Origin of the sequence: Streptomyces sp. NPDC001868 (genome assembly GCF_040297125.1) — a bacterium.
Classification (GTDB): Bacteria; Actinomycetota; Actinomycetes; order Streptomycetales; family Streptomycetaceae; genus Streptomyces.
The window spans coordinates 24,599-51,558 of sequence record NZ_JBEOYO010000009.1; the positions used below are offsets into that span (position 1 = coordinate 24,599).

The window sequence follows — 26,960 nt, forward strand, 5'->3', positions numbered from 1 at the left end:
CATGAAGGAAGACGAGTTCGACTACGTCGTGGTCGGCGGAGGCACCGCGGGAAACGTGGTCGCGGCCCGGCTCTCGGAGGATCCGTCGGTCACGGTGTGCGTCCTGGAGGCGGGCCCCAGCGACGTCGGCGACGACGACGTCCTGAAACTGGAACGCTGGATGGGCCTGCTGGAGTCCGGCTACGACTGGGACTACCCGGTCGAGCCACAGGCCCACGGCAACAGCTTCATGCGGCACGCGCGGGCGAAGGTCCTCGGCGGCTGTTCGTCCCACAACTCCTGTATCGCCTTCTGGGCACCGGCGGAGGACCTCGACGACTGGGCGGCCGGAGGCTGTACGGGCTGGTCCGCGGCCGACCTCTTCCCGCTGTACCAGCGGCTGGAGACCAACGACGCGCCCGGCGACCACCACGGCCGCACCGGGCCGGTGAAGCTGCGCACCATCAAGAGCGAGGACCCGTGCGGCAACGCCCTGCTGAAGGCGTGTGCCCAGGCGGGTATCCCGACAACGCCGTTCAACACGGGCGCGACGGTGGTCCGGGGTGCCAACTGGTTCCAGATCAACTCCGACGAGAACAACATCCGGCAGTCCTCGTCGGTGGCGTATCTGCACCCGATCATGGGCAGGCGGCCGAACCTGGACGTACGCACCGGGGTCCGCGCCAAGAAGCTGGTGCTGGAAGGGCGGCGCTGCGTCGGCGCCGAGTATCTGGACCCGGACCTCATCCACACCCGGACGGTGCGCGCCCGGCGTGAGGTCATCGTCTCCTGCGGCGCCATCGACACCCCGAAGATCCTGATGCTCTCGGGCATCGGCCCCGCCGAACAGCTGCGCGAGGTCGGCGTGGACGTGGTCGTGGACTCGGCGGGCGTCGGCGAGAACCTCCAGGACCACCCCGAGGGCGTCATCATGTGGGAGGCCGCGCAGCCGATGCCCACCGAGTCCAACCAGTGGTGGGAGGCGGGCATCTTCTACGACACCGAGCCGGGCCTCGACCGGCCCGACCTGATGTTCCACTACGGGTCCGTCCCGTTCGACATGAACACGGCCCGGCACGGCTACCCCACCTCCGAGAACGCGTTCTGTCTGACACCGAACGTCACTCGGGCGAAGTCCCGGGGCACCGTGCGGCTGCGCACCCGGGACTACCGGGACAAGCCGAAGGTCGACCCGCGCTACTTCACGCACGAGCACGATGTGCGCGTGATGACGTACGGGCTTCGTCTCGCCCGGCAGATCGCGGCGCAGCCCGCGCTGAGCGGGTGGGCCGGGGCCGAGCTGGCGCCCGGGCCCGATGTGCAGACCAACGAGGAACTGCTCGACTACATCCGCAAGACCCACAACACCGTCTACCACCCGGCCTGCACCGTGAAGATGGGCGCGGACGACGACGCGTCGGCGCCGCTGGACGCGCGGCTGCGGGTGAAGGGGGTCGAGGGGTTGCGGGTGGCGGACGGGTCGGTGATGCCGGATCTGGTGACCGTGAATCCGTGTATCACGACGATGATGATCGGCGAGAAGTGTGCGGATCTTTTGAAGGCCGACGCGTAGTCGCCGCGCCGGCAAGGCAGTGGGGAACTGCGGGTCCGTTGTGGCTGGTCGCGCAGTTCCCCGCGCCCCTTCAGGGGGCGGAGCCCCTTCTACAGGGTGCTGCCGGACGTCGGCCTCTTGTACATGCGTGTCGCCGTGATCTCCGTGTGTGCTGTTTCGCCCGGCTGGGGTTGCAGAGGTAGGCCCGGGCGGAGGTGTTCCTCGACGCTGATGTATTTCAGGCCCGCTCGTAGGTCGGCGTCGTTGCGGAGGCGGATGACCAGGGGGAACTCCGCCAGGGCGGTCGTGTCGAACAGGCCTGTGGTGTAGAGGAGTTGGACGCCGAGGGCGTCCGAGACCGCGCGCTGGAGTTCCAGCAGGTAGGTCGCGTTGGCGCGGCCGATGGGGTTGTCGAGGAACAGGGTGCCGGCGTGGCGGTGCTTGTCGCGGCCCCGGTCGTTGCTGCGCAGGGCGGCCATCGTGCAGTAGAGGGCGATGGCGGCGGTGAGCAGCTGGCCGCCCGAGAAGACGTCGCCCATCTGCCCGACGGGGACACGCTCGGCCCTCAGCACGGCGTCCGGCTTGAGGATCTCGACGGCGACGCCCTTGGGCTGGAGCGCGGCACTGACACCCCGGAGCAGCAGGGACATACCGTCGCGGCGCATGTCGGAGTTCTTCTTCACCGCGGCGCGGGTCGCCTCGTCCACGACCTCGCCGAGCCGCTCGGCGAGCGTGGCCTGGTCGGGCTCCTCGAAGCGGATGCGCAGGAACTCCTGCCCCGACCACTCCCCCAGACCCTCGGGGAGCCTGGACAGCCGCTGGGCGGAGCGGAGGGTCGCGAGGGCCGATTCCACGAGGCCCCGCAGCCGGTCGACGATCGAGTCCCGGTTGCGTTCCAGCTGGGCCAGTTCGTCGGTGAGGACCCGGAGCCGGGGTGCGAACGCGTCGGCCCACTTCTGGGCGTGCTCGGGGAGCGTGGACGCGGGCAGCTCGCGGATCTGCTGACGGGCGGGCGTGCGGACCTGCTCGTAGCGCGTGGAGTTGGCGTGGCGTACGAGGACGTCGCTCGCCTCGCGTACGGCGCCCTCGGCGGCGGAGAGGTCGGCGGCGCAGCCGCGCAGGGAGCGGCGGGCCTCGGCGGCGGCGTGCCGGGCCTCTTCGGGGCCTCCGGGGTAGGGCTCGGGCTCCTCCTGGTCGTCGTCCGCGGAGTGGTCGCGCAGGAGGTCCCGGAGCAGGGCGGCGGTCTCGTCGAAGCCGCCGGCCGCGTCCTCGGCGGCGCGGTGGGACGCCAGCAGCTCGGCGTGGGCCTCGCGGGCCTGCGTCAGCGCCTCGGCGCGGGACGCCAGCTCGGCGGTGCAGGTGCGCAGCAGGGCCTGGGCGTGGTCGGCGTCGCGCGGGAGCAGTTCCTCGGGCAGCTCGGTGTGGGCCGTGCCGTCCTCGGGTGCGTGCCGCTCGGCCTCGCCGCGCAGCCGCCCGAGCTGCTCGCTCGCGGTGGACACCCGGGTTTCGAGGAGCTGGACGAGTTCCTCGGCGCGTGCGCCCGCCGCCTGCCGGGACGGCCCGTCGGAGCCGTCGGGTGACTGGAGCAGTTGCTCGGCGCGGTTGCGGACCTTGTTGGTCAACCGGTCCAGGTCGGCGATCGCGGCGCTCTCGTCGCTCTCGGCCCGCGCCTGCTCGGCACGCAGATCGGCGCCGACGCCGACCTTCTCGTACACCTGGGAGGCGGCGCGGTAGGCCTCGCGGAGGGCCGCGAGGGGGTGCCTGGGCGCGTCGGAGTCCGTCTCCGGTACGTCGTCGGGGGCACCCGCGATCTCCGCGCGCTCGGCGCGCAGCGCACGCGCGGTGCGGCGGGCGTCGTCGGCGCCGCGCTGGGTGGCGCGGCGGTCCTCGTCGGCGGCGCGGGCCCGCTCCAGGCAGGACTGGGCGCGGGCCTCGGACTCGGCGGCCTCGTCGGCGAGTTCGCGGAGCTTGACCTGCCAGCCGGCGCGCTCGCGCAGCCGGAAGGCGAGTCCGGCGAGGGCGTCGGCGGCGCGGCGGGCCTTCTGCGCGGCCTCCTGCCGCTCGTCCCGTACCTGGGCGGCCTCGGCCGCCGCCTCCTCGGCCTCGGCGCGCACGATCCGGGCCTCCGACAGCTCCGCCTCGGACTCCTCGGCGAAGGCGCGCGTCTCCCGCGCGGCGGCGGCCAGCTCGGTGAGTCTGCCCGCCGGGCACCCCGTGCGCCACGAGGAGAGCCGGGCCGCCAGCTCCCGGTCCTTGCCGAGCCGGGCGGCCAGCTCCCGGATCTCCTCGTCCCGCTCGGTGGCCCGGGCGCGCAGCGCCTGGCGCTCCTCGTCGGCGGCGTGCTCGTCGTGCATGGCCGGGTTCGGCGGCACGAGGAACACGTCGCCGTCAGCTGCCTCCGTGGGCGGTGTCGGTGCCAGCAGGGCGGCGGCCGTGCCGACGGCCACGGCGGACCTCGGGAGCAGGGCCGCGTCACTCAGTGCCTCGCGGGCCCGGGCGTGCGAGGCGGGGTCGGTGATGATGACGCCGTCGACCAGCTCCGGGCGGGCGGCCAGCACGCGCGCGTGGTCGACGGGGTCCACGGCCTGGGCGAGATACCGCCAGCCGGGGAGGGCCGGGATGCCGTGCTCGCCGAGGAACTCGACGGTCGCCAGGACGTCCGGGCCCGGCGGCAGCAGTCCGCCGTCGCCGAGGGCGCCCAGGATGCGGGAGTCGTCGGCCGCGGCGGTGCGCAGCTCGAAGAGGTGGCGCTCCGCGGACGACACGTTCTCGTCGAGCAGTTCGCGCAGTTCGTCGGCGAAGCGGTCCAGTTCCTCGGGGGTGAGGGGGCCGTCGGCGAGATCGGGTGACGCGTCCTCGGCTCCGGCGGCGCGCCGGGCTCGGGCGGGGTCCTGGGCGCCTCTCCTGCCACCGCCGGTCGCGGAGCCGGCCGGGCCGGCGGCCACGGGATCACCCTCGCCGCCCGAGCCATCCGACCCGCCTGAGCCACCCGATCCGCCTGGTCCATTGCCGAGATGAAGAGCCCTCCGCGAGCCGTCCCCGGCACCATGTCCGCCGTCGGCGTCGACCCCGCCCCGGCGAGGCCCCGGTACCCCGCCCGCACCCTTGCCGGCGGCACCCGGCAGGCTCAGCAGCTCCGCCAGCCGCTCCTCCCCCGCCAGGGCCTCCGCCGTCCGCCGCTCCCCGTCGTACGCGCGCTCGGCCGCGGTCGCCGCGTCGGCGGCGCGGGCGGCGGTCAGCTCCGCGCGGGACTCGGCGGAGGCCGCCTCCCTGGCGTGCTCGGAGGCGCGGCGCGAGGCCTCGCGCGCGGTGTCCCAGGCGGCGACGGCCGTCTTCTCGGCGTCGCTGGCAGCGAGGGCGGCCCGGGCCGGGTCGGCGTCGGGCGCGCTGTCGTCGAGCCAGCCCGCGCGGACCGCCTCGGCGGTCTCCTGCTCGACCTCGCTGAGCCGCTGCTTCAGATGTCCGACCTCGCTGCGGGCGCGCTGCGCCTCGGTGGCCGCGACGGTCGCGTCCCGGTGGGCGGCCTCGCCGACCTCCTGCAGCGCGGCCGACTTCTCCTCGCCCTCGTTCGCCAGTTCCTCGGCGCTCTCGGCGGCGGCGGCCAGGGCGCGTACGAGGTCGACGGCGGCCTTGGTGCGGGCGGCGAGCGCCGGGGCGGCGTCCCGCTCGGCCTCCTGGATGGCGGTGGCCACCCTGGCGACCCGGTCGGCGGCGGCCCGGTGCCTGAGCACGGCCTCGGCAGCCTGCCAGGCGGAGTGCAGGGTGCGGGCGTCGGCCAGCTCCCGCTTCTGCGCGGCGGCCGTCTTCTCGGCGGCGGCGAGCGCCAACGAGGCGTGGCGGTAGGCGAGTTCGGCCGCGATCAGTGCGCTGCGGTCGCGGGCGGCCTCGGAGTGCGTGACCGCGTACGCGGCGGCGGTGACCCGCTGGGCGAGATCGGTGCCCCGCAGCCGCTCCCGCGCGGCTCGCGCGGACAGCCGCCGGGCCAGGGTGCGGGTGCGCCGCTCGGCGCCCGCGTGGATGTCCCGGGCCCGCGCACGCCCCTCGGCGGCCTCGACGATCCGGCCCAGCAGGTCCACGGACCCGGCCGTGAAGTCCCGCTCGGCGATCAGCTCGGCCCGCCGCCCGAGCTTGTTGCCGAACCCGCCGACCAGGTCGGCGAGCCCGTCCGTGTCCCGGGTGTCGGTGACGGCCCGCAGCAGCAGATCGGTGAAGTCGGAGTCCTTCTTCACCGCGAAGAGGCCGGCGGCCTCGCCCTCGTCGGCGTTCATCTCGCGCTGGTAGCGGAAGAGCTCGGGGTCGAGACCGAGGTCCGTCAGGTGCTCGTTCCAGCGGTCGTGGATCTCCTCCCAGTGCACTTCGAGGTGCGGATACGCCTTGCCCGCCTCGGTGATGGCGTCCCGGAAGCCCTTCATGGTCCGCCGCCGCCCCTGCGCACCGGACGCGCCCTCCACGGGCGGCCGTACGGCGGTGGCCTCGGCGACGGGCAGGTTGTCGAGGCTCAGCCCCGGGCCGGGCCGGAAGGAGTACCAGGCCTCGGCGAACTTCCGCGGGTCGTTGGAGACCTGCCGTCCCCGCCACTCGCTCACCTTGCCCACGACGACGCACTCACCGGTCAGCGTGTGCTGCCACTCCAGCGCGACATGCCCGCAGTCGTCGGCCAGCAGGAACTTCCGCAGCACACCCGAGCTGGCACCACCGAGGGTGTTCCGGTGGCCCGGCAGCATCACCGAGAAGATCAGTTTGAGCAGGACGGACTTGCCTCCGCCGTTCTCCAGGAAGAGCACACCGGCCGGCGCCGGCCTGCGCGGCGGCCCGGTCGGCTCCTCCTCGAAGAACTCCGCCTGCTGCGGCGCGGGGTCGGGCACGTACGCGCCCACACCCCTCAGGTCCAGCACGGTGTCGGCGTAACGCGCACCGGCCGGCCCGATGGAGTAGAGGCGGACCCGGGACAGCTCGTACATGGCGGCGGACTTTCGCGGTCGTGACGGTGGATCGTGCGGGGCGGTCGTAGGGGCGGACCGCCGAATGCGGTCGTACGGGTATACGGGTATACGGATAATCGGTGTGTTCGTGTTCTCGTGGCGGTCAGGAGTGGAACGGCAGCCCGGCGTCGGCCACCAGCTCCAGATCCTCGGTGTCCTCGGCGGCCAGCAGCGTGGCCGTGCCGTCGGTGACCGGGACGATGCCCAGCTCCAGCAGCTCGGCCATCGCGGCGCTGCCCGCCATGTCCCGCACCTGGAGCTGATAACGCGCGGTCGTCCGATACGTACCGCCGTTGTCGTCCCCCGTGCGCTGCAGGAACCCGGAGTCGGTCAGGAAGCCGACGGCCTTGCCGATGATGCCGGTGGTGGATCCGGCGAGCCGGCGGGCGTCCTTGGTGGCTCCGGTGGAGCTGCGTCTCGCCCAGATCCGCCAGGCCGCCTCCAGGCCCGGCGCGTCGGTCGCCGGGTCGGTGTTCTCCCCCTGCTCCTCGGCCCGCTCCTCCAGCCTCCGACAGGCCTGCCGGACGAAGGCGTCGACCCCGTTGACCGAGACCCGCCCGATGTATCCGTCGTCCGCGAGGTCCTCCGGCCGCGGAAACGCCATCGCGGCCACCGCGAGATGCGCCAGACCGTGCAGGAACCGGTCCACCGAGTCCGCCGCCGTCCGCCGCGCGTAGTCCCCCATCCGCACCGCGAACACCGAGTCCTCGGCCGCCGTCACCGCCATCCCCGCCCGCGGCGACACCTCCAGCACGACCAGCCCGAGCCCGGCGACCACGGCATCGGCGAGCCGGGCGAACGCCGGCTCCTCCCGATACCGCCGCAGCAACTCCCCGTACTCCTGATCACGGGCAGGCTGAAGCTTGGGCTGAAGCCCGAACGCGACGAGCCGAGCGGCGTCGGCGGCGTCGGCGGGAGTGAGGGCAGCAGGCACCGGAGCGGCAGCCGTCTCCGGCTCACTCCACTCGACGGTCTCGCTCACGACAGGAACTCCTTGATCTCATGAGAAGAGGGAGGTGCAACAAGGTCAGGGGCGCGGGGAACTACGCGACCAGCCACGCCCCACCCGCACCCGATCGACGACCGGAACCCCGACGGCGCCCTCACACCGCCTCCCTGTCCGCCGCCATCCCCGCCGAATCCAACAAGGCCATCCCCACGATCAGATCGGCCCCACCGAACTCGGGATCGTCCAGCTCCACCCCGTCGTCCACGGCGAACAACAGCTTCGCCTCCCCCTGCCGATACGCCGTACCGACCGGCGGGCTCGCCGCGTGCACGGCCAACAGAGCGACCAGATAAGGCAGTTCGGGATCCTGCAGCCGCGCCTCCGCCAGCAGCCCGGACAACCGCCGGGGCGCGTCCGCGGGCAGATCCAGCAGCACCTTCGCCGCCGCCAACTGCTCCTCACTGAACCGGCTGTCGTCGGGCGTGGCGATCAGATCCGGCTCCGGCATCTCCGCCCCGAGATGCTCCCGCTCCACCGGCGGTGTGAACAGCAGCTCGACGAGGTCCCCCACCCGCACGGACACCGGCGTACGCAACCCCGTGCCGCGGGCGAAGAACGCGTCGGTCACCCGCCGGCCCTGCTCCACGGGAAGCGGGAGCAACGGCGCGACGAGATGCCCGTAGAGATCTATCCCCGAGGTCGTCATCGGTGTGGCGAAGGCCTGCCGGTCCTGCTCCGCGCGGAACAGCGGTCCGGCCTCCAGCAGCCGGGACTGGAGCTGTGTGTGCCGCCGGATGCAGTCCTTGACGATGTCGACCAGCTCCGCGGCGCGCCGCTTCTGCTCGGGGTCCTCGGACTCGTCGCGGGCCTTGCGGATGTTGGTGAGGATCGCGTTCTCGTGGCGGTAGCGGTCGGCGACGTGGTCGAGCGCCTCGGCGATCATGTCGGGCACGGTCTGGAGCCAGTCGACCGCGCGGACGTTGCGCCGGGTGGCGTCCAGTGCCTTGCGCAGGGTCTCGGAGTACTGCACGGTCCGGTAGCGCGCCTGTTCGGCGGCGAGCTGGGCGTCGGCGAGGCGGCCCCGGCTGATCAGGACCTCCAGCTTGACCTCGGCGGCGATCTGGGCGCTGGTGACATCGGTGTCGAGGGCGCCCACGAGGACGTTGACGGCCTCGTCGGTCGTCCGGAGGTAGACACCGCCCCCGAAGCCGGGGACCTCCTCGATCAGCTTGAAGTCGTAGTCGCGGCGGACATAGGTGCCGTCGGGTGCGAAGGTCCCGTAGACGGCCCGGAAGCCGCGGTCGACGCTGCCGACGTTGATCAGGTTCTCCAGGACCCAGCGGGCCACCCGCTCGTGCTCCTCGACGGGCCGCCGGGGGGCCTGGGCGGCGATGCGCGGGATGAGGCGGGCGACGATCTGGTCGTGGTCCGCGCCCGTGTCGAAGTCCATGTTCAGTGTGACCAGGTCGATGGCGGCGAGGGCTACCTCGGCCATGCCGTACACCGAGTACTCACCGGCGAGGTTCGCCTTGCGCGCGTCCAGGTCGTGCAGCGGCGCGGTGCAGGCGAGCGCGCGCAGCCGCCGCGCCAGTCCCTCGTCGGCGGCCGGGCCCAGCACGGGGCGCGGCCCCGCGCTGAACTGGGGCGGAACGCTGTCCGTCGATGCGGGTGAAGTCACGGTGCACAGACTAGGTCCTGGGTCTGACAACGACCCAAATCGTTCCGCCGGGCGGGGCCGGGTGCGGGCCCCCCGCGGGCACGCCACCCCACGCGGAGGCGGTCCCGCGGCCACGGTGCCTCAGGTGACGTCGGCGACCCGTCGCCCGTACACCTCCACCAGGTTCGTCAGCGAGTCGTCGAGATACTCCGCCAGCATGCGCTCGGCCTCGTCCCGCTCGCCGCGCTGAAGTGTCCGCAGGATGAGCAGGTTTCGCGCCAGATAGGGCTCGTACAGCTTGCGCGGATTGTCCACCACATGGAACGCGAGCCGGAGTTCGGCGAAGACGCTGCGCATCAGCTCGTCGGTGCGGGCGCTGCCGGCGAGGGCGACCAGTTCGCGGTGGAAGTGGATGTTGGCGGTGGACACCCCTTTCCAGTCACCTTCGTGGGCCTCCCGCTGCCCTTCCGCGACGGCTTCGGCGAGCCCGTCGAGGCCGTACGGCGGGGCCGCGAGGCCGCGTACGACGGCGCACTCGACGAGGCGGCGGGTGCGGTAGATGTCCTCGACGTCCTCGACGGTCAGCACCCGTACGAAGACGCCGCGGTTGAGCTCGTGGACGAGGAGCCGTTCATGGGTGAGCAGGCGGAACGCCTCGCGGAGGGTGTTGCGGGAGACGCCGAGGGCGCCGCCGATGCTGTCTTCCGACAGCCGTGTCCCGGGTGGGAAGAAGCCCTCGGCGATCCGGCTCCGGAGGATGTCCGAAACCCGCTCGGCGGTGCTGGTACGGCCCAGGAGGGCGCGGTCGTCGGCAAGTCCGGTCAGTTCGGCGGCCATGCCCGGAATTCAACCGCAGACACAAGAACGAAACAACATGGGTATTGAAGGATCGTTCAACGATCCTCTACCTTGCTGGACACGGCACGGCTCAGTCCTCACGCACTCTCCCCCTCACTGCGAGGTGCCCATGAGTACGAACCCTCCCTCCCACGCCCTGACCGCCACCACCAAGCCCGGCCCGGGCGAACCCGCCCCCGACGACGGCCCGTTCGGCTGGCTGCGCGCCCTCGGCCCGCGTGGCCGACGCGCCTTCGGCGGCGCGTTCGGCGGCTACGCGCTCGACTCGTACGACTACTTCACGCTGCCGCTGAGCATGGTCGCGCTCACGGCCTACTTCGGCCTCGACAACGGCCAGACCGGGCTGTTCACCACGGTCACGCTGGTCGTCTCGGCCATCGGCGGCGCCGGGGCGGGCGTGCTCGCGGACCGGATCGGCCGGGTGAAGGCGCTGATGATCACCGTGATCACCTACGCGGTGTTCACCGTGGCCTGCGGCTTCGCGCCCAACTACGAGACCCTGCTGGTCTTCCGCGCCCTCCAGGGGCTGGGCTTCGGCGGTGAGTGGGCGGTCGGCGCGATCCTGGTCGCCGAGTACGCGAGCGCCAAGCACCGGGGGCGTACGCTCGGCGCGATCCAGAGCTCCTGGGCCGTGGGCTGGGGACTGGCCGTGATCGTCTACACGATGGTCTTCTCCTTCCTCGACGACGACCTGGCCTGGCGGGTCATGTTCTGGACCGGCGCACTGCCCGCGCTGCTCGTGATCTGGGTGCGCCGCTCGGTCGAGGACGCCCCGCAGGCCGCGGCCGAGCGCGAGAGGAGCGCCGAGAAGGGCTCGTTCGCCGCGATCTTCCGGCCGGGCACGGCCACCGCGCCGGGGCTGCTGCGCACCACCCTGTTCGCGGTGCTGCTCTCCACCGGCGTCCAGGGCGGCTACTACACCCTGGCGACCTGGGTGCCCACCTACCTGAAGACGGAGCGGGGTCTCTCGGTCGTCGGCACCGGCGGATATCTCACGTTCCTGATCTCCGGCGCCTTCATCGGCTACCTCACCGGCGGCTATCTCACCGACCGGCTGGGGCGCCGGCGGAACATCTGGCTCTTCGCCGTGCTCTCGGCGCTGTGCATCCTGGCGTACGCGAACATCCCGAGCGGCGCCGACACCCTGCTCCTCGTCCTCGGTTTCCCGCTCGGGTTCTGCATGTCGGCGATCTTCAGCGGCTTCGGCTCGTTCCTGAGCGAGCTGTACCCGTCGGCCGTCCGGGGCACCGGGCAGGGCTTCACGTACAACACCGGGCGTGCGGTGGGCGCCGTCTTCCCCACCACGGTGGGCTTCCTGGCCGACAGCTGGGGCGTCGGCGGCGCCCTGGTCTTCGGCGCGCTCGGCTACGGCCTGGCGGCGCTGGCCCTGCTCGGACTGCCGGAGACACGCGGAAAGGAACTCGTGTGAACCACGTGACCACGCGGGGCCGTCGTCCGGCCGATGCCGCGCACGACCGCCCCTTCACCCTCGTCGACCCGCACGCGCACGCGTGGACCCCCGAGAAGGCGCGCGCCCGGTTCCGTTCGGGTGTCGCGGGCCCCACCGCCGGGGTCGCCGCCGGACACACCCAGGCGAACCTGATCTCGGTGCCCGCCGACTGGGCGTACGACATGCTGCTGTTCTGCCAGCGCAACCCCAAGCCGTGTCCCGTGCTCGACGTCACGGACGCCGGCTCGTGGACGACACCCCTCGCGGAGGGCGCGGACCTGCGCACCGACCTGCCGCGCTACCGGGTCTGGGAGCACGGCGAGCTGGTGGCCGAGCCCACGGACGTGGTGGACCTCTGGCGGGAGGACCTGGTGTCGTTCCTGATCGGGTGCAGCTTCACCTTCGAGTGGGCGCTGACCGGGGCGGGCGTCCCGATGCGCCACATCGAGCAGGGCCGCAACGTCTCCATGTACGTCACCACGCGCGCGTGCCGACCCGCCGGGCGGGTGCGCGGCCCGATGGTGGTGTCCATGCGTCCGGTGCCTCCCGAACACCTGGCCGCCGCGATCCGGGAGAGCAGCCTGCTCCCGGCCGTGCACGGCGGCCCGGTGCACTGTGGCGAGCCGGCGGGCCTCGGCATCGCGGACCTGTCCCGCCCGGACTTCGGCGACCCGGTGGCCGCCGAACCGGACGACATCCCGGTGTTCTGGGCCTGCGGGGTGACACCCCAGGCCGCGGTGACGGCCTCGCGCCCGCCGTTCGCGATCACCCACGCACCGGGCCAGATGTTCCTGACCGACGCCCGCGACGAGCAGTACCGCGTGCTCTGAGGAACAAGACCGCATGTCCTGACCAACGAGCGGGAGAATGGGATCCATGAGCTCCATCGACCTCAACGCCGATCTCGGCGAGGGCTTCGGCCGCTGGACGCTGACCGACGACGAGCGACTGCTGTCCGTCGTCACCAGCGCCAACGTGGCCTGCGGCTTCCACGCCGGGGACGCGGTCACCATGCGACGCGTCTGCGAGCTGGCGGCCGAGCGCGGTGTACGGGTCGGCGCCCAGGTCTCGTACCGCGACCTGGCGGGGTTCGGGCGGCGCGCGATGGACGTGCCGCCCGCCGAACTGGCGGCCGAGGTGGCGTACCAGATCGGTGCCCTGGAGGTCTTCGCCCGCGCGGCGGGCACGCGCGTGTCGTACGTGAAGCCGCACGGCGCGCTCTACAACCGGGTCGTGCACGACGAGGAGCAGGCGGCGGCGGTGGTCGACGGGGTACGCCTCGCGGACACCTCGCTGCCCGTCCTCGGCCTGCCCGGCTCACGCCTCCTCGCGCTGGCCGAGGGGGCCGGGCTGCCCGCCGTCACCGAGGCGTTCGCCGACCGGGCGTACACCGACCGGGGCACGCTGGTGCCTCGCGGTCAGGACGGTGCCGTGATCACGGACGCCGACGCGGTGGTGGCCCGGTCGCTGAGCCTCGCCGGCGAAGGAGCCGTCACGTCCCACTCCGGCGTACGCATCGCCGTCCGGGCCCGCTCCCTCTGCCTGCACGGCGACACACCGGGCGCGGTGGAGCTGGCCCGGCGGGTTCGGGCCGAACTGACGGCGGCGGGTGTGCGGGTGGAGGCGTTCTCATGAGGGCGCTCCCGGTCGGGGACCGCGCGCTGCTGATCGAGGTGGGCACGGGCGAGGAGGCCGAGGCCCTGCACGCCGAGCTGCTGCGCCGCCGAGCGACGGGCGACCTGGTGGCGGCCGAGATCGTCCCCGCCGCCCGTACGGTCCTCCTGGACGGCCTCGACGCCCCGTCCCGCCTCGCCGAGCGCCTCGCCTCCTGGGACATCCCGCCCGTCCCCGCGCGCGCGGAGGACGTCGTCGAGATTCCCGTACGGTACGACGGCCCCGATCTGGCGGACGTCGCCGCCCACTGGGGTGTCGACGTGGCGGAGGTGGCCCGTGTCCACGCTGCGGCCGAGTACCGCGTGGCCTTCTGCGGCTTCGCCCCCGGCTTCGGCTACCTCACCGGACTGCCCCGCGAGGTCCCGCGCCGGGCGACCCCGCGTACGGCCGTCCCCGCGGGGTCGGTCGCCCTGGCCGGCCCGTACACCGGCGTGTACCCGCGCTCCTCCCCGGGCGGCTGGCAGCTGATCGGTACGACGGACGCCGTGCTGTGGGACCACGCGCGCGTGCCGGCCGCCCTGCTGGTGCCGGGCACCCGGGTCCGCTTCAAGCCCCTGGAGTCCCTGTGACGGACCGTGCCCTCGTGGTGGTGCGTGCCGGTGCTCTGACCACCGTCCAGGACCAGGGCCGGCCCGGTCACGCCCATCTCGGCGTACCGCGCTCGGGGGCACTGGACGCGCCGGCGGCGGCGTTGACCAATCGTCTGGTCGGCAATCCCCCGGAGGCCGCCCTCCTGGAAACCACCCTCAACGGCTGCTCCGTGCGGTCTCGCTCGACGGTCACCGTGGCGGTCGGGGGCGCCCCCTGCCCGGTCACCGTGGACGGCCGCCCGGCCCCTTGGGGAGCACCGGTACGGGTTCCGGGCGGGGCGCTCCTCGACATCGGCGCGGCCCGTTCCGGTGTGCGCGGCTATGTGGCCTTCTCCGGCGGTGTGACCGTGGAGCCGGTCCTCGGCAGCCGCTCCACCGATCTGCTGTCGGGCCTCGGCCCGCCTCCACTGACGAACGGCACGGTGCTCCCGCTGGGCCGCCCGAGCCACCTCCACGCGCGCGTGGACGTCGTGCCGCACCCGGCGCCCCCGTCGGAGCTGGTTCTGCGCGTCACCCTGGGCCCGCGCGACGACTGGTTCACGGACGCGGCGCTCCGCACCCTCGTCAGTCGCCCCTACGCCGTCTCCTCGGCGAGCAACCGCATCGGGCTGCGTACGGAGGGGCCGGCCCTGGAGCGCTCCCGGGCGGGCGAACTCCCCAGCGAGGGAATGGTGCTGGGTGCCGTCCAGGTGCCGCCGGACGGCCGCCCGGTCGTCTTCCTCGCCGACCATCCGACCACCGGGGGCTATCCGGTGATCGCGGTGGTCCACCCGGCGGACCTGCCCGGCGCGGCCCAGGCCACGCCGGGCACACCGGTGCGGTTCATCGCCGTACGACACCGCGGTTGACCGGCGCCGTTCCCCTGTCGCCGCCTCACGCCACCTCCGGCCGCTGCTCGGGCACGGACAGCGCCGCCAGGGCCGCCGCGACCGCGTGGGAGGCGGACAGGTCGAGCCGGGCGCTGGTGCCGCGGGCCTTGTGGCGGACCTCGGCGGCGGCGAGGGTGAGGAGCTGCGGCAGCAGATCGGTGCAGCGCCGGGCCACCCAGCCCGTTCCCGCGGTGGCCAGCCACCACAGGCTGGCACTGCGCGTGGGCACCGGGAACTCGGGCTCCGCGGAAGGAGCGGGCCCCGTGGCGATCCCCGCCTCCGTGAGCAGGGCGTGGAAGCGGACGGCGAGCTGCCGGTGCCCCCGCTCGCCGGGGTGCAGCCGGTCCGCGCTCCACATCGCGCGGTCCGTCAGCCAGGCGCCCTCGGAGGCGTGCAGATGGACCGCCCCGTGACGCTCGGACAGGGCGTGCACGACGGTGTTGACGGCCCGTTGCCGCCGGGCGAGGGGCCGGGCGAGCGCCCCGGGCAGGCCGAGCATCGCCCCGGGGTCGGGCAGACAGGCGGTGAGCAGTACCACGCCCCGCTCCCGGAAGGCCCCGTAGATCGCGTCGAGGCGGGCGGCGACGGCGTGGATGTCGAAGGTGCAGCGCAGGGTGTCGTTGACGCCGATGACGACGGAGGCGATGTCCGGGCGGAGCGCGAGCGCGGCGGACAGCTGCCGGTCCAGGACATCGCGCGTCTGGGAGCCGCTGACGGCCAGGTTGGTGAACTCCGCCCCCGGTCCGAGCCCGTCGGCGAGCAGCGCGGCCCAGCCCCGCCGGCGGCCGTCCTCGACGGGGTCCCCCACGCCCTCGGTGAGGGAGTCGCCGAGGGCCACGAACCGTGGGGCTCTCATCCGACGCCCTCCCGCACCGTGCGCCCGACGGTGGCGTCGTGCGCGGCGAGGAACGCGTCCACCGCCGTCTGCCAGCCGAAGCACTCGGCACGCGCGCGTGCCGCCTCCCGGCGGTCGTCCTCCGGGCGGTCCAGCAGCAGTTCGACGGCGTCCGCGAAGGACTCCCCGTTGTCGGGGGCCGTGGCCCCGGCCGACCCGACGACCTCCGACAGCGCGGACGACGAGCTGGCCACCACGGGCGTCCCGCAGGCCATCGCCTCCAGCGCGGCGAGGCCGAACGTTTCGGCGGGCCCGGGGGCCAGGGCCACGTCGGCGGAGGCCTGGAGGGCGCCCAGCGTGCCGCGGTCGCCGACATGCCCCAGGAAGGTCACCGGCAGCCCCTTCGCCCGCTGTTCGAGCCTGCCGCGCAGCGGCCCGTCCCCGGCGACGACCAGGACGGCCCGCCGCCCGCGCCGCAGCAGCGCCTCCAGCGCGTCGAGCGCCGTCGCGGGCCGCTTCTCCACCGACAGCCGGGAGCACATCACCAGCAGGACCTCGTCCTCGCGCGCGTGCCGCTCGCGCAGCGCCGGGTCCCGCAGCGCGGGGTGCCGTCCCACGAGGTCGACGCCCAGCGGCGCCCGGACGACGTTCCGGGCACCGATCCGCACGAACTCCCGTTCCGCGAACTCGGTCGTGCAGACCACCTTCGAGTAGGTGTGGGCCGTACGGACGTTGAGGGAGTCTGAGGCCCGCCGGGCCATCGACTCGGAGAGGCCCCAGGTCCGCAGCACCCCGTCGGCGGTCTCGTGCGACACCATCACCGCGCGCACCCGGGCTCGCCGGGCCCACTTCCCCGTCCAGCGCAGCGTGGTCCGGTCGGACACCTCCAGCCGGTCGGGCGCCAGCGACTCCAGCAGGCCTGCCACCCGCCGCTTGTCCACGAGGACGCGGTAGCCGCCGGTCCCCGGCAGCAGCGGCCCGGGCAGGGTGATGACCCGCCCCTGTTCGGTCGCGCTGTCGGTGTACCGCTCGCCGGGGACGACGAGCACGGCCTCGTGCCCGGCCGCCTCGAACCCCTTGCCCAGCTCCCGCAGCGCGGTCCGCAGACCGCCCGAGGAGGGCGCGACGAAGTTGGCGAGCCGTACGATCCGCAGCTTCTGGGAAGCGGTCCCGCTCATGCGGCCACCACCGTCCGCGCCGCCAGCACATCGGCGTAGTGCCCGATCAGCTGATCGCCGACGGCCGCCCAGGTGCGCCCCTCGACCATGGCCCGTCCGGCGGCCCCGTACGCGGCCCGGAGCGCCGGATCGGCGGCCAGGGACCATACGGCGTCGCGTACTGCGGCCGCGTCGCGCGGCGGGACCAGGAGCCCCGTGCGCCCGTGGGCGACGAGGTCCAGCGGGCCTCCGGCGGCGGGCGCCACCACGGGCACCCCGCTGGCCATGGCCTCCTGCACGGTCTGGCAGAAGGTCTCGAAGGGGCCGGTGTGGGCGAAGATGTCGAACGAGGCGAAGATCCGGGCGAGTTCGTCGCCGGTGCGGCGGCCGAGAAAGACGGCCCCGGGCAGGGTCTCGCGCAGTCCGGGCTCGCTGGGCCCGTCGCCCACGACGACGACCTTCACGCCGTTCAGACCGCAGACCCCGGCGAGCAGTTCGATCTGCTTCTCGGGGGCGAGGCGGCCGACGTAGCCGACGATCAGCTCACCGTTGGGCGCCAGTTCGCGGCGCAGCGCCTCGTCTCTCAGCTCGGGGCGGAACCGGACGGTGTCCACCCCGCGCGGCCACAGGCTGACCCGGGGCACGCCGTGTGCCTCCAGGTCGCGCAGGGCCGCGCTGGACGGGGCGAGGGTGCGGTCGGCGGCGGCGTGCACGGAGCGGATGCGCCGCCAGGCCGCCGACTCGCCGGCGTGGACGTAGGTACGGGCGTATCCGGCGAGGTCGGTCTGGTAGATGGCGACGGCGGGGACACCGAGGCGGGCGGCGGCCGCCATCCCGCGCACGCCGAGGACGAAGGGGCTGGCCAGGTGGACGATGTCGGCCCGGTGTTCGACGATCGCCGCGGCGACCCGGCGGCTGGGCAAGGCGACCCGGACCTGGGGGTAGCCGGGGAGCGGAAGGGAGGGGACGCGGACGACGGGGCACGGCGCCTGGAGGTCGGCTCCGGCTCCGGCTCCCTGGGCGGTGGCCGGGGCCACGACGAGCGGGGCGTGCCCCCGCGCGACAAGGTGGCGCGCGGTCTGCAGGGCGCAGTGGGCCACGCCGTTCACATCGGGGGGAAAGGACTCGGTCACTATGACGACACGCATACCCGTGTTGTCGTCGGGCTGGACGTGGCCGCGTCAACGTGGATCTTTCCGGGCGGGAAACGTCCCATGAGCGTTGCGCTGCACACATGTCCAGGTCAGACCACGTCCATGCCCTCCTGACTTCCGAGTCACCCGATGTTCACACTGCGGGCATGTCAGGACCGATTCGGCTGCGTACGGCTGTCTGGACCTCGGCCTCCTCGGCCGGGTCGGCGGCCAGTCGGCGGAGTTGGTCGACGACGCGCGTGTCACCCGTCTCGGCGTACCGGGCGGCGATCTCGCGGGTGGTCTCCTCGCAGTCCCAGAGGCACTCGACGGCGAAGCCGGCCGGGAAGGAGGGGTCGGTGGCGGCGAGCGCGCGGGCGGCGCGGCCACGGAGGTGGGAGGAGGCGGTCTCGCGGTAGATATGGCGCAGGACGGGGGCGGCGCAGGCGATGCCCAGGCGGCCGGTGCCGTCGACGAGCGTCCACAGGGTCGGCGCGTCGGGCCCCTCGCCCCGTACGGCCTCCCGCAGCGCGCCCAGCACCAGGTCGCTGTCCTTGGCTCCGCCGAGACAGGCGAGCATGCGCCCGGCGGCGGCGCCCAGCGGGTCGGGCCGGTGGACCCAGCCGCGGGCCCGGTCGACGGCGGCCATACTGCGCATCCGTTCGAAGGAGTCGACGGCGGCCTCCACGACCATCGTCGTCCCGTCGGTCACGGCGCCCTCGATCAGTGCGAGGGCGTCGGGATCGTTGCCGTCGGCGAGGTAGCGCAGGGCGGTACAGCGGGCGCCGTCGTCACCGGAGCGGGCGGCGGCGAGGATCTCGGGCCGGTCCTCGGGACCGGCGACGGCCGTCAGACACCGGGCGGCCGGCACATGGAGGACGGCTCCGCGTTCGATGCCCTGTTGGGCCCACTCGAACACGGCCTTGACGCTCCAGCCGGGCCGGGGCCCGCTCGGTCGCATCTGCCGCTGCCAGCGGTCGAAACAGCCGGTCTCCTGGGCGGCCCGTACGCGGGTGGCGACGGCTTCGCGGGGATCGTCGGCCCACAGCCGCCAGGGCCGGGGTTCGAAGGCGTCGCGGACGACGGCGGCCAGCTCGGCCTCGCCCTCGGGATCGGTGGTGAAGCGGGCCAGGACGGGTTCGGCGAGGGCGCGCAGCCCTTCGTCGTCGTCCCGCAGGGCCAGTTCGTCCAGGGCCCAGGCCCAGCTGGTGCCCACGGCGGCGTAGGCGCGCAGCAGTTCGAGCGCGTCCCGCCTGCCGTAGGAGGCTAGGTGCCCGAGGACGGCGAGGGCCAGTCCGGTGCGTGACTCGTCGGTGTCGAGTACGTCCTCGGCGTCGAAGAGGTGCCGCTCGATCTCGTCGAGCTCGCCGCTCAGATCGAGGTAGAGACGGGCGTAGTACAGGGAGCGGTTCTCCACCTGCCAGTCGTGGCGGGGGTCGCTCAGCACACAGTGGTTCAGTGCCGCGAGCGCCTCGGCCCGCGGGGCGGTGAGCGCGTGCAGGGTGCCGTCGCCGCGGCCCCGCTGCAGCAGGCCGAGCAGCGTACCGCTGGGCGCTATGACCGGTTCGAACATGGGAAACAGCCTCACATCAAGCGTCGACGCAACCGGGAATCTTGCTTTACCTGGCCGCGTGACAACACGTCGGGGCGCCCGCCGTCTCTTGCTTGCTGTAGACCATCTTCCTCTGCCTCTCGTCGGTGGCCCATGCGGACCGCATCACGGCCCACGCGGTGCGGCAACACCTGCCCAGCCATCATGTCCGTGAATCACGACGTCATGATGACCCGGCGGTTCTTCCTGCCGCGACCGAAATATCCGGCGGCCCCGTACCGCCTCCCCCGTCTTTTGTGTTTTGCCTGGTCAGAACATGTGGATCAGTGTGCTGCGAACAGTTCGAGCAGTTCCGTCCTGCCGAACATCCGGGCGGTGTCGACCGCGTTCGGGGTGCCCCCGAGCGGATCGGCCCCGGCGTCCAGGAGGACCCGGATGACGGCTTCCTCACCCTTGAAAACCGCCCCGGCGAGGGGAGTCTGGCCTCGGTCGTTGACACGGTCGGCCTCACCGCCACGGGCCAGCAGGGCCCGTACCGCGTCGGCGTGACCGTGGTACGCGGCGAGCATCACGAGCGAGTCGCCGCGGTCATTGGTGAGGTTGGCCGGAACGCCCGCGTCGACGTACGCCACGAGCGCCTCGGTCTCGCCCCGGCGGGCCAGATCGAAGATCTTGGTCGCCAGCTCCACGACCTCGGGGTCGGGGGCTTCGCTCATCGACGGGACCACCTCTCGCAAACGCGCTTCGAGCCGAACGGGTGAATCGCCAGAGTACTGGCTCGGCGCGCACATCAGCGGACAGAGCCGAGGCAAAGATCACACCGAGTCCCGTCGCGCGCAACAGCCCAGCTCGGACGGCCCAACGCCGATACGGCCATGCGGGCGAAATGCCAGGAATTTCACTCATTTGCACCTTTTATCGTATGGATACATGCTGTGACCCTGGAAGAACTCATGGTGACTGTCCCCATCAACCAGGAGACCCACATGTTCTTGAACATCTCGTGCGTCGTCGTGCTCGCCATCATCGTCTTCCTGTTCTTCCGCAAGGACGGCCTGAAGGCCTCGCACTGCATCGTCGTCACCCTCTTCGGGTTCTACCTCGCCAGCACGGGCATCGCCCCGAGCATCACGGCGGGCGGCGAGAGCCTCGCGAGCCTCCTCGGTGGGATCAAGTTCTGACCCCGTCCCCATCCGCACGCACCCCCCAGGAGACAGCCGTGGCCAGGGTCCCCCTCCCTCGCATTCTGAGCACCGGCGGCGCGCACCTCGCCAGGAGTCGGGAGCTGGCCCGGACGGCGGCCGACGGCGCCACCGACGTCCTCCACCCGTTGATCACGATCACGCGTGGACTGCGCCGGCTGGTCGCCGCCGGGCGCCGGCGATGGGCGGAGACCCCGAAGGACCGTCGCGGGTCACTGCTCTTCCTGGCGGCCTCGGTCATCCTGGTCGTGACCCTGGTGCCGTACGGCCCGCTGCTCGCCGTCATCGCCCTGATGGCGGCGGCAGCCTGGGCGGGCCGCGCCGGCGCCGTCCCCGAGCCCGCCGGCCCCGACGAGTCCCAGTCCCAGCGGCTGCGCTCCCTGTACGAGGCCCTGGTCCCGTACTTCTCGGCCGCCGAGGATCCCGAGCCCCTCTATGCGTACGGGGGCGCCTGGGACAAGGCCTTCCCCACCTACGCGTTCGACGGCACCGGCCGCGTCAGCCATCTGCTGATCCGCTATCCCGCGTACTTCACCGACGGCGAGGCCGAAGCCCGCGCGCGCATCGAGCAGGTGCTGCACGCCAAGGCGGGCCGCGGCCGTGAGTACCGCTTCACCTGGGACGAGGAGGGCAACGAACTCACCGTCGCCGTCCTCTCCCCGCTCGCCACCGACATCGCCGCCCAGCGCTTCGTGACGGCACCGGGCGAGACGGTCCTCGGCTTCACCGACGCCACCCACGTCCAGCGCACCCTCCCCCTGTCCTCCGGGGAGGAGCAACGCGACGTGCCCCCGGTCGTCTGGCGCACCGGCGCCGGCTCCACCGAGCCGCACCTGCTGGCGGTGGGCGAACCGGGCAGCGGCACGACGACCCTCCTGCGCTCGATCGCCCTCCAGGCCCTCCAGCACGGTGACGTCGTCATCGTCGAGGGCGGCGGCAGCGGCGAGTACGCCTGCCTCACCGGCCGCGACGGGGTGCTGGCCGTGGAGTGCGGCCTCTCCGGGGCCCTGGCGAGCCTGGAGTGGGCGTCCCAGGAGACGGAACGCCGCCTCATCGCCACCAACCGCGCCCGCCAGGCGGGCCATCCCACCCCGGACGACGTCCGCCGCCCCCTCTGGCTCCTCCTCGACCGCCCGAGCGTCCTGACCCACCTCGCCGCCGCCGACGGCCGGCGCGATCCGCAGTCCCTCCTCCAGGTGCCCCTGCGCCACGGCCGCGCGGTCGACGTGACCGTGGTCGTCACCGAACAGTTCGACCACCTGGACGCCCTCACCGACGCGGTACGGCAGCACACCCGCGCCCGCGTGGTCCTGGGCCCCGCCTCCGCCGACCAGGTCGAAACGGTCCTGGGCACCGCACCCCCGACCACCCCCACCCCGGACGTCCCCCCGGGCCGCGGCTACGCCCGCCTGGGCTCCGCCCCCACCCTCCGCCTCCAGGTCCCCACCACCCCGGACCCCTACGACGACAACACCCCCGAACCCCACCGCCAGGCAGTCCTCTCCCTCCTCCCACCCCACACCACCCCACCGGACACCCTGACGAAGACAGCGGCGGCGGAGACCTGAGCACTCGGCCGGGCAACACACGCCATAGCTGCGGGCAGACGTGCCGCCAGGGACGACGGGGCTCCATAACTGCGGGCAATCGTGCCGCTGGGGCGGCACGGGTGGACGCAGGCGGCACCCGGCAAGCGCCGGTGAGCGAAACCCCGCCCCCGCCCAGCCCCAACCACCGCGCACCCGAACGTCCACGCACCCGCCGACCACCCCTCACGCCACAAACGTCCGCGGCCCCTCACCCCCACCCGACGCCCCGTCCCGCACCAGCCGCGCCGCAGCCGCCAACCGCACCGCCGCCTCCTCGGCAACCGCACCCCCCACGGTGAACGGCAACCGCACATACCCCTCGAACGCCCCGTCGACCCCGAACCGAGGCCCCGACGGCACCCGCACCCCCACCCGCTCCCCCACCTCGGCGAGCCGCGACCCCGACAGACCCCCCGTACGCACCCACAGGGTCAGCCCACCCCGAGGCTCCGAGAACTCCCAGTCCGGCAGCTCCCGCCGCACCGCGGCCACCAACGCGTCCCGGTTCCCCCGCGCCTGCTCCCGCCGGATCCCCACGGCCTGCGCCCAACCCCCCGTACTCATCAGCCAGTTCACGGCGAGCTGCTCCAACACGGGCGTCCCCAGATCCGCGTACGCCCGCGCCGCGACGAGACTCCGGATCACATCCGGCGCCGCCCGCACCCACCCGATCCGCATCCCGGCCCAGAACGCCTTGCTCGCCGACCCGACGGTGATCACCGTGGACCCCGCCGGATCGAACGCGCACACGGGCCGAGGCATCTCCACGTCGTCGAGCCACAGCTCACTCATCGTCTCGTCGGCGACGAGCACCGTCCCGGCGCCCCGCGCCGCGTCGACGAGCCCCCGCCGCCGGTCCTCGTCGGCGAGCGCGCCGGTCGGATTGTGGAAGTCGGCGACGACGTACGCGAGCCGCGGCGCCGCGTCCCGCAGGACCTGCCGCCAGCGGTCCATGTCCCACCCGGCGAGCCCGTCGGCCATGGCGACCGGCACCAGCCGCGCCCCCGCCTCCCGCATCAGCTGCAGGATGTTGGCGTACGACGGCGACTCCACCGCGATCCGCTCACCGCGCCCCGCGAAGAGGTGGCAGATGGCGTCCATGGCCCCCATGGCACCCGTGGTCACCATGATCTGCTCGGGCATCGTCGGGATCCCGCGCGCGGTGTAGCGGTCGGCGAGCATGGAGCGGAGCGCGGGCAGCCCGGCCGGGTAGTCGCCGTGCGTGTGGGCGTAGGGCGGCAGTTCCTCGAGGGCGCCCTGCACGGCCCGGGTGAGCCAGGGCTCGGGGGCGGGCAGGGCCGCGCAGCCCAGGTCGATCATCGAGCCGAGCGCCTCGGGCGGCAGCGGTTCCAGTCCGCGCGCGGGAAGCGGCTTCCCGGCCGGCACGGCGGTCCAGCTTCCGGCCCCCCGCCGGGACTCCAGGAACCCTTCCGCGCGCAACGCCTCGTAGGCCGCCGCGACGGTCGTACGGCTGACGGAGAGGGACAGGGCCAGCTCGCGCTCGGCGGGCAGCCGGGCGGCCACAGGCACCCGACCCTCCAGCACCAGCAGCCGGATGCCGTCGGCGAGCGCACGGTAGGCGGGCGGGCGACGGGTGCCGGGGCCGGCGGGGCGCTCCTGCTGCGAGGTGAGCAGCCGCGCGAGCTGAGCCGCTCCGACCGCCGAAGTCCACTGCGCCATGATTTCCAGTCCACCTTCATCGAATTGGCCATGGATGGCTCCGCTTTCCAAGCCACAGAGTGTCATGCGACAGGCCACCGGCACCACCAGGGGGAAGCCTTGCCCGCACAGCACGAGCCGCCGCGCGAACCACAGCAGGACCCGCAGCGGAATCCGCAGCAGGACGACCCCCAACCCGCCCCGGAGGACCATCCACCACGCCGCCTGGGCCGACGGCTCACCCAGCTCTACACCGGCCTCGCGCTGTTCGGCGCCAGCGCCGCGCTCCTCGTGGAGGCGGGCCTCGGCCTGGAGCCCTGGGGCGTGCTGCACCAGGGCCTGGCGGAGCTGACCGGCCTGACCATCGGCGTGGTGTCGATCATCGTGGGCGCGATGGTGCTGCTCCTGTGGATCCCGCTCCGCCAGCGCCCGGGCCTCGGCACGGTCTCCAATGTCTTCGTGGTCGGCATCGCGATGGACGCCACCCTGGCCCTGGTGCCCGAGACGCACACCCTGGCCGTACGGATTCCCCTCCTCGTCGGCGGGATCGTGCTCAACGGCGTGGCGACCGGTCTCTACATCGCGGCCCGGTTCGGCCCGGGCCCACGCGACGGCCTGATGACGGGACTGCACCGCCGTACGGGACGCTCGATCCGGCTGATGCGGACGGCCGTGGAGGTGGCGGTGCTGGCGACCGGCTTCGCCCTCGGCGGCACGGTCGGCGTGGGCACGCTCCTCTACGCCCTGTCCATCGGCCCGCTCGCCCAGCTGTTCCTGCGCGTGTTCGCCGTCCCCTCGGAATCCGGCAGCACGGTCGTTGCCACCGGTCCATCGAAGCGAGCCATACTGCCCAGGTGACCGCCCCGATACGCCACCCCTACCTCGACCATCCGGGCCCGATCGCCTTCGCCCACCGGGGCGGAGCGGCCGACGGCCTGGAGAACACCATGGCCCAGTTCCGGCGGGCGGTGGAGTCGGGCTATCGCTACATCGAGACCGATGTCCACGCCACGCTCGACGGCAAGCTCGTCGCCTTCCACGACTCGACCCTGGACCGGGTGACCGACGGGGCGGGCCGCATAGCCGACCTGCCGTGGAAGGAGATCCAGCACGCGCGCGTGGCGGGCGTCGAGCCCGTCCCCCTCTTCGCGGATCTCCTCGAAGCCTTCCCCGAGGTCCGCTGGAACGTCGACATCAAGGCGGAGCCCGCGCTCCACCCGCTCCTCAACCTGATCGCCCGCACCGAGTCGTGGGACCGCGTCTGCGTCGGCTCCTTCTCCGAGTCCCGGGTCGCCCGCGCCCAGCGCCTCGCCGGCCCGCGCCTGGCCACCTCGTACGGCACGAGCGGCGTCCTGGGGCTGCGGCTGCGGTCCTGGGGCATCCCCGCCACGGTGCGCCGCTCCCCGGTCGCCGCGCAGGTGCCGGAGTCCCAGTCGGGAGTGCCCGTGGTCGACCACCGGTTCGTGCGTGCCGCCCACGCGCGCGGGCTGCACGTCCACGTCTGGACCGTGAACGAACCGCAACGTATGCACCGGCTCCTGGACCTCGGCGTCGATGGCATCATGACCGATCACATCGACACGCTGCGCAAGGTGCTTGAGGACCGGGGGACCTGGGTCTGACGCCCTCACGCGGCCCGTTCACGGGGAAGCGAGGGGCACGGGTGGGCACCGACACCGTGCGGACGGACGAGGCCGACGAGGCCGCGGACAGGCGGCGTGAACAGCGGGGCTGGTACGTCTACGACTGGGCCTGCTCCGTCTATTCGACCAGCGTCCTGACCGTGTTCCTCGGCCCCTATCTGACCGAGGTCGCCAAGTCCGCCGCCGACGCGGACGGTTACGTGCACCCGCTGGGCATACCGGTCCGCGCGGGCTCCTTCTTCGCGTACTCGGTGTCCCTGTCGGTGATCCTCGCCGTCGTGATCATGCCGCTGGTGGGCGCGGCGGCCGACCGTACGGGACGCAAGAAGCCCCTCCTGGGCGCGGCCGCCTATGTGGGCGCCGCCGCGACCGCGGGCATGTTCTTCCTGGACGGCGACCGCTACCTCCTCGGCGGCGTCCTGCTGATCGTCGCGAACGCGGCGCAGTCCGTGGCGATGATGCTCTACAACTCCTATCTCCCCCAGATCGCGCCACCGGAGGAACGCGACGCCGTCTCCTCCCGGGGCTGGGCGTTCGGCTACGCGGCGGGCTCCCTGGTCCTCGTCGCGAACCTGATCCTGTTCACCGCCCACGATTCCTTCGGGATCTCCGAGGGCATGGCCGTCCGCATCTGCCTGGCCTCGGCCGGCCTGTGGTGGGGCGCCTTCACCCTGGTCCCGCTCAGCCGCCTGCGCGACCGCCGCAATCCGGCGGGCGAGAGCGGGGAAGCCACCGCCCCCGGTCTGCGCCGTCTCGCGGAGACCGTCCGCGACATGCGCCGCCACCCGCTCACCCTCGGCTTCCTCCTCGCCTACCTCGTCTACAACGACGGCATCCAGACGGTGATCTCCCAGGCCTCGGTGTACGGCTCCGAGGAACTCGACCTGGAACAGTCCACGCTCATCGTCGCGGTGCTCCTGGTGCAGATCCTGGCGGTGGGCGGCGCCCTCGGCATGGGCCGGCTCTCCCGCCGCTACGGCGCCAAGCGCACGATCCTCGGTTCCCTGGTCGCCTGGACGCTGATCCTCGCCGCCGGCTACTTCCTCCCGGCGGGCGCCCCGCTGTGGTTCTTCGTCCTCGCGTCGGGCATCGGTCTGGTCCTCGGCGGCAGCCAGGCCCTCTCCCGTTCCCTCTTCTCCCACCTCATCCCGCCCGGCAAGGAGGCCGAGTACTTCTCCGCGTACGAGATGAGCGACCGGGGCATGAGCTGGCTGGGCCCGCTGCTGTTCGGTGTGACATACCAGCTGACCGGAAGTTATCGGGACGCGATCATCTCCCTGGTCGCCTTCTTCGTCCTGGGATTCGCCCTGCTCGCGAGGGTTCCGGTGCGCCGGGCGATCAGCGACGCGGGCAACCCCGTACCGGACAGGATTTAGCGCCGGGAGCGAAAGGGCTGTAGTGTACGCGTTTGGCCTGCCAGGCGTACCGTTACTGCGCGTCAAAGATGCCGAAACGCTGGGTGACATCTGCTGTCAGATGTGACAAACCGGGCGCGGGTGGGTACAACAAGGGCGGCTACGACGGCGACGCATGACCCGGAACGGGACACGCAACGGGAATCTTTACCGCCGACCGGACGTTGACCGGATGACGACGACAGCGACACCTGTCCTGTGGGCGACAAGCCCGG

At 73.0% G+C, this 26,960-nt stretch carries 21 protein-coding genes; 11 read left to right on the forward strand and 10 right to left on the reverse strand.

Annotation, left to right across the window (positions count from 1 at the left end; genetic code table 11):
* Position 1 precedes the first annotated feature (1 nt).
* Positions 2–1,552, forward strand: coding sequence for a GMC family oxidoreductase (locus ABT147_RS13495; protein WP_351405255.1), 1,551 nt, complete (start codon positions 2–4; stop codon positions 1,550–1,552).
* Positions 1,553–1,641: 89 nt separating this feature from the next.
* Here ABT147_RS13495 and ABT147_RS13500 read toward each other — a convergent pair whose 3' ends face one another.
* The 4 genes from ABT147_RS13500 to ABT147_RS13515 all read right to left on the reverse strand — a co-directional run bounded on the left by ABT147_RS13500 (position 1,642) and on the right by ABT147_RS13515 (position 9,956).
* Positions 1,642–6,492 (reverse strand): hypothetical protein, encoded by a 4,851-nt coding sequence (locus tag ABT147_RS13500; RefSeq protein ID WP_351405258.1) that lies wholly within the window; start codon positions 6,490–6,492, stop codon positions 1,642–1,644.
* A gap of 124 nt (positions 6,493–6,616) precedes the next feature.
* Positions 6,617–7,495, reverse strand: coding sequence for a hypothetical protein (locus tag ABT147_RS13505; protein WP_351405260.1), 879 nt, complete (start codon positions 7,493–7,495; stop codon positions 6,617–6,619).
* A gap of 121 nt (positions 7,496–7,616) precedes the next feature.
* Positions 7,617–9,140, reverse strand: a complete 1,524-nt coding sequence (locus ABT147_RS13510; protein ID WP_351405262.1) for a hypothetical protein — start codon at positions 9,138–9,140, stop codon at positions 7,617–7,619.
* Between the two features lie 120 nt (positions 9,141–9,260).
* Positions 9,261–9,956 (reverse strand): GntR family transcriptional regulator, encoded by a 696-nt coding sequence (locus ABT147_RS13515; RefSeq protein WP_351405264.1) that lies wholly within the window; start codon positions 9,954–9,956, stop codon positions 9,261–9,263.
* A gap of 130 nt (positions 9,957–10,086) precedes the next feature.
* Here ABT147_RS13515 and ABT147_RS13520 point away from each other — a divergent pair, with 130 nt between their 5' ends.
* The 5 genes from ABT147_RS13520 to ABT147_RS13540 are packed head-to-tail and all read left to right on the forward strand — an operon-like array spanning position 10,087 to position 14,539.
* Complete coding sequence (locus ABT147_RS13520; RefSeq protein WP_351405266.1) at positions 10,087–11,406, forward strand: MFS transporter; 1,320 nt, start codon at positions 10,087–10,089, stop codon at positions 11,404–11,406.
* On the forward strand, positions 11,403–12,257 hold the full coding sequence (locus ABT147_RS13525; RefSeq protein WP_502983085.1) for a putative hydro-lyase: 855 nt from the start codon (positions 11,403–11,405) through the stop codon (positions 12,255–12,257). Before ABT147_RS13520 ends, ABT147_RS13525 begins: the two co-directional genes overlap by 4 nt.
* Before the next feature lie 46 nt (positions 12,258–12,303).
* Complete coding sequence (locus ABT147_RS13530; protein ID WP_351405268.1) at positions 12,304–13,062, forward strand: LamB/YcsF family protein; 759 nt, start codon at positions 12,304–12,306, stop codon at positions 13,060–13,062.
* Entirely contained in the window at positions 13,059–13,670 is a 612-nt protein-coding gene (locus ABT147_RS13535; RefSeq protein ID WP_351405271.1) for a 5-oxoprolinase subunit B family protein, read from the forward strand. The genes ABT147_RS13530 and ABT147_RS13535 overlap by 4 nt, the downstream gene beginning before the upstream one ends.
* On the forward strand, positions 13,667–14,539 hold the full coding sequence (locus tag ABT147_RS13540; protein WP_351405273.1) for a 5-oxoprolinase subunit C family protein: 873 nt from the start codon (positions 13,667–13,669) through the stop codon (positions 14,537–14,539). Before ABT147_RS13535 ends, ABT147_RS13540 begins: the two co-directional genes overlap by 4 nt.
* Before the next feature lie 25 nt (positions 14,540–14,564).
* Here the strand turns inward: ABT147_RS13540 and ABT147_RS13545 are convergent, their stop codons facing one another.
* The 5 genes from ABT147_RS13545 to ABT147_RS13565 all read right to left on the reverse strand — a co-directional run bounded on the left by ABT147_RS13545 (position 14,565) and on the right by ABT147_RS13565 (position 19,953).
* Positions 14,565–15,416, reverse strand: coding sequence for an SGNH/GDSL hydrolase family protein (locus ABT147_RS13545; protein WP_351405275.1), 852 nt, complete (start codon positions 15,414–15,416; stop codon positions 14,565–14,567).
* The gene (locus ABT147_RS13550) at positions 15,413–16,573 is read right to left on the reverse strand and encodes a glycosyltransferase (RefSeq protein WP_351405277.1); all 1,161 of its coding nucleotides are present in this window, start codon (positions 16,571–16,573) and stop codon (positions 15,413–15,415) included. The genes ABT147_RS13545 and ABT147_RS13550 overlap by 4 nt, the downstream gene beginning before the upstream one ends.
* Positions 16,570–17,700 (reverse strand): glycosyltransferase family 4 protein, encoded by a 1,131-nt coding sequence (locus tag ABT147_RS13555; protein WP_351405280.1) that lies wholly within the window; start codon positions 17,698–17,700, stop codon positions 16,570–16,572. Before ABT147_RS13555 ends, ABT147_RS13550 begins: the two co-directional genes overlap by 4 nt.
* A 139-nt stretch (positions 17,701–17,839) precedes the next feature.
* Positions 17,840–19,258 carry a HEAT repeat domain-containing protein gene (locus ABT147_RS13560; RefSeq protein WP_351405282.1) on the reverse strand — a complete coding sequence of 473 codons (1,419 nt, stop codon included), beginning with the start codon at positions 19,256–19,258 and terminating at the stop codon, positions 17,840–17,842.
* A 302-nt stretch (positions 19,259–19,560) separates the two neighbouring features.
* A complete protein-coding gene (locus ABT147_RS13565) occupies positions 19,561–19,953 on the reverse strand; it encodes an ankyrin repeat domain-containing protein (RefSeq protein WP_351405284.1) in 393 nt (130 codons plus the stop codon).
* A 270-nt stretch (positions 19,954–20,223) separates the two neighbouring features.
* On the opposite strand from ABT147_RS13565, the gene ABT147_RS13570 reads away from it, so the two are divergent.
* Positions 20,224–20,418, forward strand: a complete 195-nt coding sequence (locus tag ABT147_RS13570; RefSeq protein ID WP_351405611.1) for a hypothetical protein — start codon at positions 20,224–20,226, stop codon at positions 20,416–20,418.
* Between the two features lie 38 nt (positions 20,419–20,456).
* Entirely contained in the window at positions 20,457–22,007 is a 1,551-nt protein-coding gene (locus tag ABT147_RS13575; RefSeq protein ID WP_351405286.1) for a hypothetical protein, read from the forward strand.
* 204 nt (positions 22,008–22,211) lie between these two features.
* On the opposite strand, the gene ABT147_RS13580 is transcribed toward ABT147_RS13575, so the two are convergent.
* The gene (locus tag ABT147_RS13580; protein ID WP_351405287.1) at positions 22,212–23,708 is read right to left on the reverse strand and encodes an SCO1417 family PLP biosynthesis transcription factor; all 1,497 of its coding nucleotides are present in this window, start codon (positions 23,706–23,708) and stop codon (positions 22,212–22,214) included.
* A 99-nt stretch (positions 23,709–23,807) separates the two neighbouring features.
* On the opposite strand from ABT147_RS13580, the gene yczE reads away from it, so the two are divergent.
* The 3 genes from yczE to ABT147_RS13595 are packed head-to-tail and all read left to right on the forward strand — an operon-like array spanning position 23,808 to position 26,706.
* Positions 23,808–24,545: a membrane protein YczE gene (yczE, locus tag ABT147_RS13585; RefSeq protein ID WP_502983086.1), complete on the forward strand. Its 738-nt coding sequence runs from the start codon at positions 23,808–23,810 to the stop codon at positions 24,543–24,545.
* On the forward strand, positions 24,542–25,309 hold the full coding sequence (locus tag ABT147_RS13590) for a glycerophosphodiester phosphodiesterase family protein (RefSeq protein WP_351405290.1): 768 nt from the start codon (positions 24,542–24,544) through the stop codon (positions 25,307–25,309). Before yczE ends, ABT147_RS13590 begins: the two co-directional genes overlap by 4 nt.
* Positions 25,310–25,350: 41 nt before the next feature.
* Entirely contained in the window at positions 25,351–26,706 is a 1,356-nt protein-coding gene (locus ABT147_RS13595; protein WP_351405292.1) for an MFS transporter, read from the forward strand.
* Positions 26,707–26,960: the final 254 nt, after the last annotated feature.

What these genes read in the sequence shown, in the direction of transcription:
- ABT147_RS13495 (WP_351405255.1), top strand. Translation starts at nt 2, where the DNA reads ATGAAGGAAGACGAGTTCGACTACGTCGTGGTCGGCGGAGGCACCGCG.
- ABT147_RS13500 (WP_351405258.1), bottom strand. Translation starts at nt 6,492, where the DNA reads ATGTACGAGCTGTCCCGGGTCCGCCTCTACTCCATCGGGCCGGCCGGT.
- ABT147_RS13515 (WP_351405264.1), bottom strand. Translation starts at nt 9,956, where the DNA reads ATGGCCGCCGAACTGACCGGACTTGCCGACGACCGCGCCCTCCTGGGC.
- ABT147_RS13520 (WP_351405266.1), top strand. Translation starts at nt 10,087, where the DNA reads ATGAGTACGAACCCTCCCTCCCACGCCCTGACCGCCACCACCAAGCCC.
- ABT147_RS13530 (WP_351405268.1), top strand. Translation starts at nt 12,304, where the DNA reads ATGAGCTCCATCGACCTCAACGCCGATCTCGGCGAGGGCTTCGGCCGC.
- ABT147_RS13535 (WP_351405271.1), top strand. Translation starts at nt 13,059, where the DNA reads ATGAGGGCGCTCCCGGTCGGGGACCGCGCGCTGCTGATCGAGGTGGGC.
- ABT147_RS13545 (WP_351405275.1), bottom strand. Translation starts at nt 15,416, where the DNA reads ATGAGAGCCCCACGGTTCGTGGCCCTCGGCGACTCCCTCACCGAGGGC.
- ABT147_RS13550 (WP_351405277.1), bottom strand. Translation starts at nt 16,573, where the DNA reads ATGAGCGGGACCGCTTCCCAGAAGCTGCGGATCGTACGGCTCGCCAAC.
- ABT147_RS13555 (WP_351405280.1), bottom strand. Translation starts at nt 17,700, where the DNA reads ATGCGTGTCGTCATAGTGACCGAGTCCTTTCCCCCCGATGTGAACGGC.
- ABT147_RS13560 (WP_351405282.1), bottom strand. Translation starts at nt 19,258, where the DNA reads ATGTTCGAACCGGTCATAGCGCCCAGCGGTACGCTGCTCGGCCTGCTG.
- ABT147_RS13565 (WP_351405284.1), bottom strand. Translation starts at nt 19,953, where the DNA reads ATGAGCGAAGCCCCCGACCCCGAGGTCGTGGAGCTGGCGACCAAGATC.
- ABT147_RS13570 (WP_351405611.1), top strand. Translation starts at nt 20,224, where the DNA reads ATGTTCTTGAACATCTCGTGCGTCGTCGTGCTCGCCATCATCGTCTTC.
- ABT147_RS13580 (WP_351405287.1), bottom strand. Translation starts at nt 23,708, where the DNA reads ATGGCGCAGTGGACTTCGGCGGTCGGAGCGGCTCAGCTCGCGCGGCTG.